This window comes from Rhodococcus sp. 06-221-2 (assembly GCF_002258365.1).
Lineage (GTDB): Bacteria > Actinomycetota > Actinomycetes > Mycobacteriales > Mycobacteriaceae > Rhodococcoides > Rhodococcoides fascians.
In genome coordinates this window covers 1-14,608 of the sequence record NZ_NOYJ01000026.1, presented here as the reverse complement: position 1 = coordinate 14,608, position 14,608 = coordinate 1, and the positions used below count along the sequence as shown (strand labels likewise).

Annotated in this window: 14 protein-coding genes; 8 read left to right on the top strand and 6 right to left on the bottom strand. The window is 64.2% G+C overall.

Annotation, left to right across the window (positions count from 1 at the left end):
* Positions 1-46: 46 nt before the first annotated feature.
* The 4 genes from CH281_RS14675 (at position 47) to CH281_RS14660 (ending at position 4,180) form a co-directional block, all read left to right on the top strand.
* Positions 47-997, top strand: coding sequence for a substrate-binding domain-containing protein (locus CH281_RS14675; RefSeq protein WP_032393416.1), 951 nt, complete (start codon positions 47-49; stop codon positions 995-997).
* Between the two features lie 27 nt (positions 998-1,024).
* Positions 1,025-2,083: an ABC transporter permease gene (locus CH281_RS14670; protein WP_032366677.1), complete on the top strand. Its 1,059-nt coding sequence runs from the start codon at positions 1,025-1,027 to the stop codon at positions 2,081-2,083.
* Positions 2,084-2,085: 2 nt separating this feature from the next.
* Positions 2,086-2,889, top strand: a complete 804-nt coding sequence (locus tag CH281_RS14665; protein ID WP_032371015.1) for an ATP-binding cassette domain-containing protein — start codon at positions 2,086-2,088, stop codon at positions 2,887-2,889.
* Positions 2,890-2,974: 85 nt separating this feature from the next.
* The gene (locus CH281_RS14660) at positions 2,975-4,180 is read left to right on the top strand and encodes an acyl-CoA dehydrogenase family protein (RefSeq protein WP_094694624.1); all 1,206 of its coding nucleotides are present in this window, start codon (positions 2,975-2,977) and stop codon (positions 4,178-4,180) included.
* A 61-nt stretch (positions 4,181-4,241) separates the two neighbouring features.
* Here the strand turns inward: CH281_RS14660 and CH281_RS14655 are convergent, their stop codons facing one another.
* The 4 genes from CH281_RS14655 to sdhC are packed head-to-tail and all read right to left on the bottom strand — an operon-like array spanning position 4,242 to position 7,587.
* The gene (locus tag CH281_RS14655) at positions 4,242-5,024 is read right to left on the bottom strand and encodes a succinate dehydrogenase iron-sulfur subunit (RefSeq protein ID WP_027496417.1); all 783 of its coding nucleotides are present in this window, start codon (positions 5,022-5,024) and stop codon (positions 4,242-4,244) included.
* Position 5,025: 1 nt separating this feature from the next.
* Positions 5,026-6,777, bottom strand: a complete 1,752-nt coding sequence (gene sdhA, locus CH281_RS14650; protein WP_027496418.1) for a succinate dehydrogenase flavoprotein subunit — start codon at positions 6,775-6,777, stop codon at positions 5,026-5,028.
* A gap of 16 nt (positions 6,778-6,793) precedes the next feature.
* Positions 6,794-7,246, bottom strand: coding sequence for a succinate dehydrogenase hydrophobic membrane anchor subunit (locus tag CH281_RS14645; protein WP_027496419.1), 453 nt, complete (start codon positions 7,244-7,246; stop codon positions 6,794-6,796).
* Positions 7,246-7,587 (bottom strand): succinate dehydrogenase, cytochrome b556 subunit, encoded by a 342-nt coding sequence (sdhC, locus tag CH281_RS14640; protein WP_027496420.1) that lies wholly within the window; start codon positions 7,585-7,587, stop codon positions 7,246-7,248. Before sdhC ends, CH281_RS14645 begins: the two co-directional genes overlap by 1 nt.
* A 334-nt stretch (positions 7,588-7,921) precedes the next feature.
* On the opposite strand from sdhC, the gene CH281_RS14635 reads away from it, so the two are divergent.
* Together CH281_RS14635 and CH281_RS14630 are read left to right on the top strand one after the other, a co-directional pair.
* A complete protein-coding gene (locus CH281_RS14635; RefSeq protein ID WP_027496421.1) occupies positions 7,922-8,335 on the top strand; it encodes a cytidine deaminase in 414 nt (137 codons plus the stop codon).
* Complete coding sequence (locus CH281_RS14630; protein WP_032408072.1) at positions 8,328-9,611, top strand: thymidine phosphorylase; 1,284 nt, start codon at positions 8,328-8,330, stop codon at positions 9,609-9,611. Before CH281_RS14635 ends, CH281_RS14630 begins: the two co-directional genes overlap by 8 nt.
* 9 nt (positions 9,612-9,620) lie before the next feature.
* Here CH281_RS14630 and CH281_RS14625 read toward each other — a convergent pair whose 3' ends face one another.
* Together CH281_RS14625 and CH281_RS14620 are read right to left on the bottom strand one after the other, a co-directional pair.
* Entirely contained in the window at positions 9,621-10,988 is a 1,368-nt protein-coding gene (locus tag CH281_RS14625; protein ID WP_027496423.1) for an aspartate aminotransferase family protein, read from the bottom strand.
* Positions 10,985-11,449, bottom strand: a complete 465-nt coding sequence (locus CH281_RS14620; RefSeq protein ID WP_027496424.1) for an Lrp/AsnC family transcriptional regulator — start codon at positions 11,447-11,449, stop codon at positions 10,985-10,987. Before CH281_RS14620 ends, CH281_RS14625 begins: the two co-directional genes overlap by 4 nt.
* A gap of 142 nt (positions 11,450-11,591) precedes the next feature.
* On the opposite strand from CH281_RS14620, the gene CH281_RS14615 reads away from it, so the two are divergent.
* Both CH281_RS14615 and CH281_RS14610 read left to right on the top strand, forming a co-directional pair.
* Positions 11,592-13,094, top strand: a complete 1,503-nt coding sequence (locus tag CH281_RS14615; protein ID WP_032400169.1) for a gamma-aminobutyraldehyde dehydrogenase — start codon at positions 11,592-11,594, stop codon at positions 13,092-13,094.
* A complete protein-coding gene (locus tag CH281_RS14610; protein WP_032387040.1) occupies positions 13,091-14,512 on the top strand; it encodes an NAD(P)/FAD-dependent oxidoreductase in 1,422 nt (473 codons plus the stop codon). Before CH281_RS14615 ends, CH281_RS14610 begins: the two co-directional genes overlap by 4 nt.
* Positions 14,513-14,608: the final 96 nt, after the last annotated feature.

Below are 14,608 nucleotides of genomic sequence, written 5' to 3'. Positions count from 1 at the left end.
GGTTCGACGCCGCGCCGGTGGGGCGGGCGTCGCGCTCGGGTTGGTGATGGTGCTGGCGCTGACGGCCTGTTCGAGCACCGGTGGGGCTCCACGATCCACCGACAACGGCAGCAACGCGGGAGTGGCGAACACGCCTGCGGCGACGGTAGCGATGATCACGCACGAGGTACCGGGCGACACCTTCTGGGATCTCATCCGAAAGGGAGCCGAGGCCGCAGCCGCCAAGGACAACATCGAGCTCCGCTACTCGGCCGATCCGGAGGCACCCAATCAAGCCAATCTCGTTCAGAGCGCGATCGACTCGAAGGTCGACGGCATCGCTCTGACACTGGCCAAGCCCGAGGCCATGGCTCCGGCTGTCGAGGCGGCAACCGCAGCGGGCATCCCGGTCGTCGCCTTCAATTCCGGCTACGACGCATGGAGCGCAATGGGGGTGCAGCAGTACTTCGGTCAGGACGAAACCATCGCGGGTAGGGCTGCCGGGGCGCGGCTCACCGAAGACGGTGCGCGAAAGACTTTGTGCATCATCCAGGAGCAGGGCGCAGTAGCGCTCGAAGCGCGCTGCGCAGGAGTTCGACAGGGCTTCACCGGGGGCAGCACCGAAATTCTGAACGTCAACAGCAAGGACATGCCGTCGGTCGAGGCGACGATCACCGCGAAGCTCCAGCAGGACCCGAGCATCGATCACGTGGTAGCGCTCGCGGCCCCGATCGCACTGACCGCGGTGCAATCGAAGACCAATGCCGGTAGCGACGCCACCGTCGTCACGTTCGACACCAACGCGGCCCTCGTCGACGCGATCGAGTCCGGTGACGTCGCCTGGGCCATCGATCAGCAGCCCTATCTGCAGGGTTATCTCGCCATCGACTCCCTGTGGCTCTACCTCAACAACGGCAACACCATCGGCGGCGGCACCCCGGTGCTCACCGGCCCGGCCTTCGTCGACTCGACCAACATCGAGGCCATCGCCGAGTACGCCCGCAACGGAACTCGCTGAGCGTCGTCCGGACGCGGAAGGAACATCATGCCAACACAGGCCGACCCGGCTTCGGGAACGCACGCCGTGATCCTGGACGAGCGGGTGAAGAAACAGAAACCGTTGCAGCGCTTGCTGATTCGCCCAGAGATGGGTGCCCTGTTCGGTGCGATCGCCATCTTCGTCTTCTTCTGCATCGTCGCGCCGCCGTTTCGGTCTCCCGAAGCACTGGCCACCGTGCTGTACGCGTCGTCGACGATCGGAATCATGGCGATCGGTGTCGCGCTGCTGATGATCGGCGGCGAGTTCGACCTGTCCACCGGGGTCGCGGTCACGTTCTCCTCGATCATGGCGTCGATGCTCGCCTACAACCTGCACCTGAACGTGTGGACCGGAGCTGTGCTGGCGCTGGGCCTCGCATCGGCGGTCGGCTTCGTCAACGGGTATCTGGTGACGAAGACGAGAATTCCGTCGTTCCTGATTACGCTGGCGTCGTTCCTGATGCTCACCGGCATCAATCTGGCCGTCACCAAACTCGTCACCGGACAGGTTGCGACCCCGTCGATCTCGGACATGCAGGGCTTCGACTCGGCGAAAGCCGTGTTCTCCTCGTCGTTCTCGCTGTTCGGGGTCTCCATCCGTATCACCGTCGTGTGGTGGGTCGTGTTCACACTCGTGGCCACGTGGGTGCTCATGAGAACTCGCATCGGTAACTGGATCTTCGCCGTCGGCGGCGATCAGGAATCGGCCAGGGCCGTCGGTGTTCCGGTGACCAAGGTCAAGATCGGCCTGTTCGTGTTCGTAGGGTTCTGCGCGTGGTTCGTCGGGATGCACCTGCTGTTCGCGTTCGACACCGTGCAGTCCGGCCAAGGCGTCGGCAACGAATTCCTCTACATCATCGCGGCAGTCATCGGAGGGTGTCTGCTCACGGGTGGGTACGGCACCGCCGTCGGAGCCTTCATCGGTGCGTTCATCTTCGGAATGACCAACCAGGGCATCGTGTATGCCGGATGGAATCCCGACTGGTTCAAGTTCTTTCTCGGCGCGATGCTCCTCTTCGCCGTGATCGCCAACAACTCCTTCCGTAACTACGCGGCGAAAAGGTGAGCATGACTACCTCCTCGGACCAGCCCGTCCAGTCGCCGTCGGCGCCGCTCATCGAGCTGAAGAACGTCGGTAAGAACTACGGCAACATCGTTGCGCTGCACGGAATCGACCTACGCGTCGGTGCCGGTGAGGTCACCGGAGTTCTCGGTGACAACGGCGCAGGCAAGTCCACGTTGATCAAGATCATGGCGGGCCTGCACAAGCAGTCCGAGGGGGAGCTGTTCGTCGACGGCACACCGAGGACGTTCGACTCGCCGAGGGATGCTCTCGACCTGGGTATCGCGACGGTCTACCAGGATCTTGCCGTGGTCGCGCTGATGCCGGTGTGGCGCAACTTCTTTCTCGGCCAGGAGCTCACGAAGGGCAGATTCTTCAAGACTCTGGACACGAACGCCATGCGCGCGACGACCATCGAAGAGCTGCGCAAGATGGGCATCGATCTGCCCGACGTCGATGCCCCCATCGGGGCGCTGTCCGGCGGTCAGCGGCAATGCGTGGCAATTGCGCGCGCGATCTTCTTCGGAGCCCGTGTGCTGATTCTCGACGAGCCCACCGCGGCGCTGGGAGTCAAACAATCCGGGATGGTGCTGCGCTACATCTCCGCCGCCAAAGAGCAGGGACTGGGCGTCGTGTTCATCACCCACAATCCTCACCACGCGTACCTGGTGGGCGATCATTTCGTCCTGCTCGACCGCGGCCGCCAGAAATTGGACTGCACCTACGACGACATCTCGCTCGACGAGCTCACGACCGAAATGGCCGGGGGCCAGGAGCTCGCAACCCTCACCCACGAACTCGGTCGCTGACGACCCGCGATGGGTGAGACAGGGGCGCGGCGGGTAGAAGAGCAGTAGTGGTGCCCGAGCGCGGCACCGGACGAAGGAGTCGACCATGAGCAAGCACGAGCCCCTCGGGCCACTGTCGCCGGATTTCCTCGAATCGGATTTCTATGGGTATCAGGGCTTGCTCGACGAAGCCGAGACCGAGGTGGTCCTGCGTACCCGCCGGTTCCTCCAGGAGCAGGTTGCGCCGCGAGCCAACGAGTTCTGGGAGAAGGCCGTATCACCGGTACACCTGATGCCGGCCATCGCCGAACTCGAAATCGCGGGTCTGGGATACACCTTTGACGACCGCAAGGCCTCCCGCAAACTACTCACCGGCTGGCTCGAAATGGAGTTCGCGCGGGTCGATCCGTCCACCGGAACGATGTTCAGCGTGCACAGTTCGCTGGCGATGAGCAGTATCTCGATTCTGGGGTCCGAAGAACAGCGCGAGCGGTGGTTGCCCGCCATGCGCCGAATGGAGACGATCGGCGCGTTCGGACTCTCCGAACCGCACGGCGGATCGGACGTCGCCGGCGGGTTGGAGACCACGGCTCGCCTCGATGGAGACCATTGGATTCTCAACGGAAGCAAGCGATGGATCGGTAATGCGACCTTCGCGGACCTGACGATCGTCTTCGCCAAGGACGAGGCGGACGGCGAGGTCAAGGGCTTCGTGGTCGAGAAGGAATTCGAGGGGTTCCGGGCAGAGAAGATCGAGGGGAAGTACTCGCTTCGCGCAGTGGAGAACGCCGACGTCCATCTCGAGAACTGCCGCGTCCCGGTGGCCAACAAGCTGGCCGAGGCCAACTCGTTCGCCGACACCGCCAAGGTGCTTCGGCTGACCCGCGGAGGAGTGGCGTTCCAAGCCGTCGGCGTCATGATGGGCGCGTACGAGCGAGCCGTCGCCTACGCGCGCGAACGGGAGCAGTTCGGGTCTCCGATCGCCTCGTTCCAGCTCATTGCCGATCTCATCGCGCGGATGACGGCGAACATCACCGCGTCTCTGGGGATGGCCGTTCGCGTCGCACAACTGCAGGGCAACGGAGTTCATCACGACGAGCATGCGGCGCTCGCGAAGACGTTCTGCACGACGCGTCTGCGCGAGGTGGTCGGATGGGCCCGAGAGATCATGGGCGGCAACGGAATTCTCATCGAGCACGAGGTCATCAGGTTCTTCTCCGATGCCGAGGCGTTGTACTCGTACGAGGGCACCGCTCAGATCAACAACCTCATCGTCGGCCGCGGCGTGACGGGCTACAGCGCGTTCGTGTGACGGACAGACGAAAGCGCCCCTTCGCGTGTGCGAAGGGGCGCTTTCGTCGTAGCCGTGGTGACTAGCGAGCGAACAGCAGTGCGCGCTTGACTTCCTGGATGGCCTTGGTCACCTGGATGCCACGAGGGCATGCGTCGGTGCAGTTGAACGTGGTGCGGCAGCGCCACACACCCTCGACGTCGTTGAGGATGTCCAGACGCTCGGTGGCACCCTCGTCACGGCTGTCGAAGATGAACCGGTGCGCGTTGACGATGGCCGCCGGACCGAAGTAGCTTCCGTCGCTCCAGAACACCGGGCACGAGGTGGTGCAGCACGCACACAGGATGCACTTGGTGGTGTCGTCGAAACGGGCGCGGTCCGCAGCCGACTGAATGCGCTCGCGGGTCGGCTCGTTGCCCGTCGTCATGAGGAACGGCTTCACGGCGCGGAACGCGTCGAAGAAGGGCTCCATGTTGACGATGAGATCCTTCTCCACCGGCAAGCCACGGATGGGCTCGATGGTGATGTTGAGGGTCTTCGACGAATCCTTCGGCAGCATGTCGCGCATCAGCACCTTGCAGGCGAGACGGTTGACGCCGTTGATGCGCATCGCGTCACTGCCACAGACGCCGTGGGCGCACGAGCGACGGAACGTCAGAGTTCCGTCGAGGTAGCCCTTGACGTAGTGCAGCAGGTTCAGCAGTCGGTCGGTGGGCAGCGTGGGGACCTGGAAGGTGTCCCAATACTGGCCGTCGCCGCTCTCGGGGTTGAAACGAGCGATCTTGAGCGTGACCATGACCGCGCCGTCGGGCACGGGAGGCAGATCGTTCTGTTCGGACTTCTTGTCCAGTGTGGGTGCGCTCATGTCAGTACTTCCGCTCCATCGGCTCGTAGCGGGTCTGGATTACCGGCTTGTAGTCCAGGCGGATCTCGGTGAGCAAACCTTCGCCCTCCTTGTAGGCCATGGTGTGCTTCATGTACTCGGCGTCGTTGCGATCGGGGAAGTCCTCGCGAGCGTGTCCGCCGCGTGATTCCTTGCGATTGAGCGCTCCGACGACGGTCACCTCGGCCATCTCGAGCAGGAAGCCGAGTTCGATGGCCTCGAGCAGGTCGCTGTTGTAGCGCTTGCCCTTGTCCGCGACGGTGATGTGGTTGTAGCGCTCCTTGAGGGCGCGCACATCCTTCAGCGCCGTCTCGAGGCGTTCCTGCGTGCGGAAGACCGACGCGTTGTTGTCCATCGACTGCTGCATCTCGGAACGGATGTCGGCCACCCGCTCGTGACCGTGGTCGGACAGGATCAGCTCGAGCCAGTCCTGCACCATCTTCGCCGGCTCCTCGGGGAGCGGGGTGAAGTCCACCGAGTTGGCGTACTCGGCCGCGGCGATGCCCGCACGACGACCGAAGACGTTGATGTCGAGCAGCGAGTTGGTTCCCAGACGGTTCGCGCCGTGCACCGACACACAGGCGCACTCACCTGCCGCGTACAGGCCGGGGACGATGTCCTCGTTGTTGCGCAGCACCTCACCGCGAATCTTGGTCGGGATACCGCCCATGACGTAGTGACAGGTCGGGTAGACCGGCACCGGCTCCTTGACGGGGTCGACACCGAGGTAGGTGCGCGAGAACTCCATGATGTCGGGGAGCTTCTCGTCGAGAACTTCCTCGGGAATGTGGGTGACGTCGATGTAGACGTAATCCTTGTTGGGACCACCGCCGCGTCCCTCGAGAACCTCGAGCACCATCGACCGCGCCACGATGTCGCGCGGAGCGAGGTCCTTGATGGTCGGGGCGTACCGCTCCATGAAGCGTTCACCCGACTCGTTGCGCAGAATGCCGCCTTCGCCGCGGACGGCCTCGGAGATGAGGATGCCCAGGCCGGCGAGGCCGGTCGGATGGAACTGGTGGAACTCCATGTCCTCCAAGGGAAGTCCCTTGCGGAACACGATGCTCATGCCGTCGCCGGTCAGAGTGTGCGCGTTGGAGGTCGTCTTGTAGATACGTCCCGAGCCGCCGGTCGCGAAGATGATCGACTTGGCGTGGAAGATGTGCAGTTCGCCGGTGGCGAGTTCGTAGGCGATGATGCCGGTGGCAACCGGCCCGTCGTCCGTCTCGGTCAGGCAGAGATCGAGCGCGTAGAACTCGTTGTAGAACTCGACGTCGTGCTTGACGCAGTTCTGGTAGAGCGTCTGCAGAATCATGTGACCGGTGCGGTCGGCTGCGTAGCACGCGCGACGAACGGGTGCCTTGCCGTGGTCACGGGTGTGGCCGCCGAAGCGTCGCTGGTCGATCTTTCCTTCGGGTGTCCGGTTGAACGGAAGACCCATCTTCTCGAGGTCGAGGACGGCGTCGATGGCCTCCTTGGCCATGATCTCCACCGCGTCCTGGTCGGCGAGGTAGTCGCCGCCCTTGACGGTGTCGAACGTGTGCCACTCCCAGTTGTCTTCCTCCACGTTGGCCAGGGCGGCACACATGCCGCCCTGAGCTGCTCCGGTGTGGGAGCGGGTGGGGTAGAGCTTGGTCAATACGGCTGTCCGAGCACGGGGTCCGGCTTCGATCGCAGCACGCATTCCGGCACCGCCTGCGCCGACGATCAGTACGTCGTAACGATGTTCCTGCATGTAAGCGTCAGTGTCCTTAGCTCGCCGAGATGTTGGGATCGAAGGTGAAGATGACGTAGGTGCCGACGCCCATGATGAGGATCATCGACAGCACCAGCAAGGTCGTCAGCCAGAATCGCGTCGAGTCCTTGCGGGAGTAGTCGGCGATGATGGTGCGCAGACCGTTGCCGCCGTGCAGCTGTGCCAGCCACAGCATCGTCAGATCCCAGAACTGCCAGAACGGGCTGGCCCAACGGCCGGCGACGAAGGCGAAGTTGATGCGGTGCACGCCGTCGTCGAGCATCAGCATGATGAACATGTGGCCCAGGACCAGCACGACGAGTGCCAGGCCGGAGAACCGCATGAACAGCCACGCGTAGAGCTCGAAGTTGCCCTTGCTCTGACGCCGCGGCGAACGCGGGTTGGCCAGGCTGGCCGGACGGTCGTAGTTCGTGCCGAGGACCTTCGCCTCGGGACCCTGCGTCGACATCAGTGACCACCCGCCGTGAACATGTTGTAGAAGATTCGTCCCGCGCCCGGGATCATGACGACGAGCCAGACGACTGCGATGACCCAGAGCATCAGCTTCTGGTACTGCGGTCCCTTGGCCCAGAAGTCGATCAGCATGACTCGGATGCCGTTCAACGCGTGGTACAGCACTGCCGCGACGAGGCCGAGTTCCATGAGTCCGACGAGCGGGGTCTTGTAGGTTTCGATGATGGCGTCGTACGTCTCGGGATTGACCCGAACCATCGCCGTGTCGAGAACGTGGACGAACAAGAAGAAGAACGTCAACACGCCTGTGATGCGGTGCAGAACCCAGGACCACATTCCCGGGTCCCCGCGGTACAGAGACCGCTTGCGCTCCTTGACCGGAGCGGCTTCCGTCGTGCTACTCATCGAGTGCAATGCCTCCAACGTCGTTGGTGGACGCGTCGAGCCCGGTGGCCGGGCTTAACCTGGCTCGATTTGTCGCGATTCGGCCCTAGTGCTGGTTGTACTAGCCGCTTGATAGAAACTGTAAACCCATTCGAAACACGGAACTAATTCGACTCGAGGTTCGTATGGTGCCGAAATCCCGTGTTAGGTTTGCCTTCCCAATTCATTCGGGCGGTTTCGGGTAGATCTCTGCATCAATTCAGACAGCGTGATTGGATGGGTGACCATGAACGAAATCGACTGGAATGCGTTGCGCGACAATGCCCATGGGGCCATGAGGCATGCATACGCCCCGTACTCCAATTTTCCGGTGGGCGCGGCAGCTCTGGTGGACGACAATCGCATTGTCACCGGGTGCAATGTGGAAAATGTCTCATACGGTTTGGGCCTGTGCGCCGAGTGCGGGTTGGTGTCGAACCTGCACTCGACCGGCGGGGGCAGGCTCGTTGCCTTTTCCTGTTGCGATTCCCGACGCGAGATCCTCATGCCGTGCGGGCGGTGCAGGCAGTTGCTGTACGAGTTCGGCGGCGCGGATCTGCTCGTCGATACCGCCACCGGGCCGCGTCGGCTGGCAGAGTTGCTCCCGGACGCATTCGGCCCCGACAACCTCGACGAAGGACGCGTGAACAACCATGCCTGACGCCGTATCGATCATCAGCGCCAAACGCGACGGACGCGTTCTCGACGACGAGCAGATCGAGTGGGTGATCGCCGAGTTCACCCGCGGAAGCGTCGCGCCGGAACAGATGTCGGCGTTGGCGATGGCAATTCTGCTGCGCGGATTGTCGCGCCGGGAGTTGAGTACGTGGACGAACGCCATGATCGCGTCGGGCACGCGAATGGACTTCTCCGCGTTGCCGCTCCCTACCGTGGACAAGCACTCGACCGGTGGCGTCGGAGACAAGATCACGCTGCCGCTCGCACCCTTGGTCGCTGCGTGCGGAGCGGCGGTGCCGCAACTGTCGGGCCGCGGGCTGGGACATACCGGGGGCACTTTGGACAAGCTCGAGTCCATCCCCGGATGGCGAGCTGATCTCAGCGGCGACGAGATGCACCGGATTCTTGCCGACCCGGCCGTGGGCGCGGTGGTCTGCGCGGCAGGCGCAGATCTGGCTCCGGCCGACAAGAAGCTCTACGCCCTGCGCGACGTCACCGGAACCGTCGAGTCGATTCCGTTGATCGCCAGTTCGATCATGAGCAAGAAGATTGCCGAGGGCACGGGCGCGTTGGTGCTCGACGTGAAGGTCGGGGCGGGCGCGTTCATGAAGAACGTCGACGATGCACGCGAACTGGCAACGGCGATGGTCGAACTCGGAACGGATGCGGGCGTACGGACCCTGGCGGTGCTGACGGCGATGGACACACCGCTCGGCCTCACCGCGGGCAACGCGCTCGAAGTGCAGGAGTCGGTGGAGGTTCTGGCCGGCGGCGGGCCGGCGGACATCGTGGAGCTGACGATCACGCTGGCACGCACGATGCTTGCCGCGGCCGGGATCGAGGGCATCGATCCGGCAGACAAGCTTGCCGACGGGTCCGCCATGGACCGGTGGCGCACGATGATCGCGGCGCAGGGCGGCGACCCCGACGCCGCGTTGCCCGTCGCCCGTGAGAGCCAGGAATTCACTGCGACGCAGGACGGCGTCGTCACCGGCTTGGACGCGATGGGCGTCGGCCTCGCGGCGTGGCGGCTCGGCGCGGGCCGGGAGCGGCAGGGCGAGCCGGTACAGAGCGCAGCCGGCGTGCGTCTGCATGCCAAGCCGGGCGATCGGGTTCGCGCCGGGGATCGGTTGGCCACTCTGTACACCGACACCCCGGAGAAGTTCGACTACGCGCAGCAGGCCCTCGAGGGCAGTTGGGAGATCGGCACCACCGCCGCGCAGCCGACCCCCCTCGTCATCGACCGGATCGGGCAGTAACGCCGTCGGTCAGATCAGGTTGCCCGCCTCGGTCAGCACGCTGCGCAGGATCTGTTCCATCTCGTCGAACTCCTTCTGCCCGCAGATCAGCGGCGGAGCCAGCTGCACCACCGGGTCGCCGCGGTCGTCGGCCCGGCAGTACAGCCCGGCGTCGAACAGGGCGGTGGACAGGAACCCGCGGAGGATGCGTTCTGCTTCGGCGTCGCTGAACGTTTCCTTCGTGGCCTTGTCCTTCACCAACTCGATGCCGTAGAAGTACCCCTCGCCGCGCACATCGCCGACGATGGGCAGATCGTGCAGTTTTTCGAGCGTCGCGCGGAACGCGGGTGCGTTGTCCGCAACGTGGGCGTTGAGCCCCTCGCGTTCGAAGATGTCGAGATTGGCCATGGCGACGGCTGCGGAGACGGGGTGCCCGCCGAAGGTGTAGCCGTGCGCGAAGCTCGACGTGCCGTCGTCGAACGGCTCGAAGAGCTTGTCGGAGGCGATCATCGCGCCGATGGGGGAGTAGCCCGAGGTCATTCCCTTGGCGCAGGTGATGATGTCGGGTACGTAGCCGAAGTCGTTGCAGGCGAACATCGATCCGATGCGCCCGAACGCGCAGATGACCTCGTCCGAGACCAACAGGACGTCGTAGCGATCGCAGATCTCGCGGACCCGCTCGAAGTATCCGGGTGGAGGAGGGAAGCAGCCACCCGCATTCTGGACCGGTTCGAGGAACACGGCTGCCACCGAGTCGGGGCCCTCGAATTCGATGGCCTCGGCGATGCGGTCGGCCGCCCAGATTCCGAACGCCTTGGGATCGGTGTCCATGGGGGCCGCAGCCCGATAGATATTGGTGTTCGGCACCCGAAATGCGCCCGGGGTCAACGGTTCGAATGGTTCCTTGAGTGCCGGGATACCGGTGATGGCCAGGGCGCCCTGCGGGGTGCCGTGGTACGCGATGGCACGCGAGATCACCTTGTGCTTACCTGGTTTGCCGACCTTCTTGAAATACTGTTTGGCCAGCTTCCACGCGCTCTCGACTGCTTCGCCACCGCCGGTGGTGAAGAACACTCGGTTGAGGTCCCCAGGGGCGTATCCGGCGAGCCGTTCGGCGAGTTCGATGGCCGGCTCGGTGGCGTACGACCACAGTGGGAAGAACGCCAATTCCTTGGCCTGCTTCGCTGCGGCCTCGGCCAGTTCTTCGCGGCCGTGCCCCACCTGCACCACGAACAGGCCCGACAGTCCGTCGATGTAGCTCTTGCCGTTCGAGTCCCAGATGGTCGAACCCTCACCGCGGGTGATGATCGGGGGAGTGACCCCGCCGCCGTGACGGGTGAAGTGGCCCCACAGATGCTTGGCCGCGGAGGCGTCGAGCTCGGATGTGGTTCGCGTCATCGTGTTCCCCAATTGTATTGCTGCTTGACGAGTTTCAGATAGACCAGGGTTTCGGTACTGGTGACCGCGTCGAGGCTGCGGATCTGCTTGTTGAGAATCCGTAGTAGTTGTTCGTCGTCCTCGCACACCACTTCGACCACGATGTCGAAGGAGCCTGCCGTGAGGACCACGTAGTCGATCGCGTCGATCGCCGAGAGTTGCTCGGCCAGTGCATGACTGTCTCCGGTGCATTTGATGCCGATCATGGCCTGCCGCTTGAATCCGACCTGTACCGGATCGGTGACGGCGACGATCTGCATGACGCCGGAGTCCGTCAGGCGTTGAACACGTTGCCGCACGGCAGCTTCCGACAACCCGACGGCTTTGCCGATCGCGGCGTAGGAGCGTCGCCCGTCCTCCTGAAGTTGTTCGATGATCGCCTTGGAGACGTCGTCGAGTGCGATGGGTGACTGATCCGGCATCGGTCGATCTTGTCACCGACACCGCCGCCGACACAAGCGATAGGCGATGAAATTCGCAATAAATATCTGTGTCGACGACAGAATCGGTTGTTGCGGGATCGGAAACCGGGCGAATCCGTGGATCGGTCGGTATCGTGCAGTCATGGCGAACATTCCTGGTTGTTGGATCGACGGACGCGCAGTGGACGGCAGCGGCGACCGCTGCGGCGTCGAGAACCCGGCGACCGGAACTGTGGTGTCCGAGTTCGGTCTCGCCACGGCAGCGGACGTCGAAGCGGCTCTCGTTCGAGCGCGCTCGGCGCTACCGCAGTGGGCCACCGCAACGCCGGCCCAGCGCGGCGCGGTGCTTGCCGACTTGGCGCGATCGGTGGCGGCCGACGCCGAATTCGCCACCGAAGAGGTGGCCCAGACCGGTAAAACCGTGCGTCTGGCAACGGAGTTCGACGTTCCGGGCAGTGTCGACAACATCGAGTTCTTCGCCGGAGCTGCCCGACATCTGGACGGCAAGGCGGCGGCCGAGTACTCGGGCGAACACACCTCGGCCATCCGACGCGACCCGGTCGGCGTGGTCGGATCGATCACGCCGTGGAACTATCCGCTGCAGATGGCCGTCTGGAAGGCGATCCCGGCGTTGGCGGCCGGGTGTTCCATCGTGCTCAAGCCCAGTGAACTCACGCCTCTGACCACGCTGCGTCTGGCGCGTCTCGCCTCGGAGGCCGGCCTGCCCGACGGGGTGTTCAACGTGGTCACCGGAACCGGAGCGGAGGCCGGAGTCGCGTTGTCCTCGCATGCGGGCCTGGACCTGATGACTTTCACCGGGTCGACTCCCGTCGGGAGGCAGGTGATGTCGCAGGCAGCCGTGCACGGCACCCGGGTGCAGCTCGAACTCGGCGGCAAGGCCCCCTTCGTGGTGTTCGACGATGCCGACCTCGAGGCTGCGATTCACGGTGCCGTCGCCGGTTCGTTGATCAACGGCGGACAGGACTGCACGGCAGCCACCCGCGCCATCGTCGCGGACTCGCTGTACGACGATTTCGTCGCCGGAGTAGCCGAGGTGATGGAACGCGTCGTCATGGGAGATCCGACGGATCCGGCGACCGACATGGGATCGCTGATCTCGATCGCGCATCGGGATCGGGTTGCGGCCATGGTGGATCGGGCTCGCGATATCGGAGCGAGGATCGTCACCGGAGGCCGTGTCCCGGACGGTAGGGGTGCTTTCTACCCGCCGACGTTGATCGCCGATGTGGGTGAGCAGGACGAGATCTACCGCGACGAGGTGTTCGGACCGGTGCTCACGGTGTCGCGGCACTACGGCGACGACGATGCGATTCGGCGGGCCAACGACACCGCGTTCGGACTGGCGGCCTCGGCGTGGACCCGCGACGTGTACCGCGCGGGCCGAGCGTCGCGGGAGATCGCGGCCGGTTGTGTGTGGATCAACGACCACATCCCGATCATCAGCGAGATGCCGCACGGCGGTTTCGGAGCGTCGGGCTTCGGCAAGGACATGTCGAGCTACTCGCTCGACGAGTACCTCACCGTCAAACACGTGATGACCGACATCACCGGTGTGGCCCGAAAGTCCTGGCATCGCACCGTTTTCGCTAGCGCAGGACCCGAGGATCAGGAGCTACGACGATGAGCGCATCCTGGGCTACCGAACCCACCGATCGCGGCGTGGCGATGGTTCTCGGAGCAGCGCCGCAGCCCTTCTGGCTCGACCGACCGGAACGACCGACGCCCAGGCCGCGGCACTCCGGTTCGACGTCTGCGGATCTGGTGATCGTCGGCGGCGGGTTCACCGGATTGTGGGCGGCTCTGCAGGCGGCAGAGGAGAACCCCGACAGATCAATCGTGTTGCTCGAAGGCGACCGCATTGCCGAGGGCGCCACCGGACGCAACGGCGGCTTCTGCGCGGCCAGCCTGACGCACGGACTGGGCAACGGACTCGACCGGTATGCCGACGAACTACCCGAGTTGCTGCGAATGGGAACCGAGACGCTCGACGCGATCTGCGCGACTGCGAAGAAGTACGGAATCGACGCCGACATCGAACGCACGGGCGAGCTCGACATCGCCAATTTCGACTGGCAGGTCGACGACCTCCGTGAGCTCGGCGACGAGGGGAGACGACTGTCGCAACCGATGGAATACCTCGACGCCGCTGCAGTGAGAGCCAAAATCACCTCACCGATGGCGCGCGGTGCCCTGTTCGACCCCGACGTCGCGATGATCGATCCTGCCAAATTGGCCTGGGGCCTGGCCGACGCGGCGGAGTCGCTCGGCGTACGCATCCACGAGAACACTCGGGCCTTGTCGATCGACAAGTCCGGCAACGGTATTCGGGTGAAGACGGGCTACGGCACCATCGAGGCAGTCAAGGTTCTGCTGGCCACCTCGGCATCGAAATCGTTGCGCCGCAAGCTCCGTCACTGGATAGTCCCGGTGTGGGACTACGTGATCATGACCGAACCACTGACGCCGGCGCAGCTCGCCGCAATCGGCTGGTCCGGCCGCGAAGGATTGGCCGACTCCGGCAATCGATTCCACTACTTCCGGTTGACGGCCGACGATCGCATCCTGTTCGGTGGGTGGGACGCGCACTACTTCTACGGTAGCGACACCGACCCACGCCGAACCCAACATCCAGAAGAGTTCGCGTTGCTCGCCGAACATCTGCTGCAGATGTTCCCAGCCCTCGAGGGAATCCGTGCCACCCACGCGTGGGGCGGATCGATCGACACGTGCTCGCGGTTCAGTGCCTTCTGGGATCTCGGCATGAACGGACGGGTGGCCTCGGTGGCCGGGTTCACCGGACTCGGCGTCGGCGCGTCGCACTTCGGGGCCCGCACCGCGCTCGACCTACTCGACGGCAAGGACACCGAACGGACACGCCTGAAGATGGTGCGTACCAAGCCGTTGCCGTTTCCACCCGAGCCCCTCAAGTCGATCGGGATCAACATCACTCGTGCGCAATTCGCTCGTGCAGACCGCAACGAGGGACGGCGGGGATTGTGGCTGAAGGGAATGGACGCGTTGGGTCTGGGCTTCGACAGTTAGACGGTATGGAGGTCTTGGCTGGGGCCCCTCCGCATGTAAGCGTGGGTTGCCGACAGGAGTGGGTCCTGGCCGGTAGAGCCACAAATGTGGGAGGCC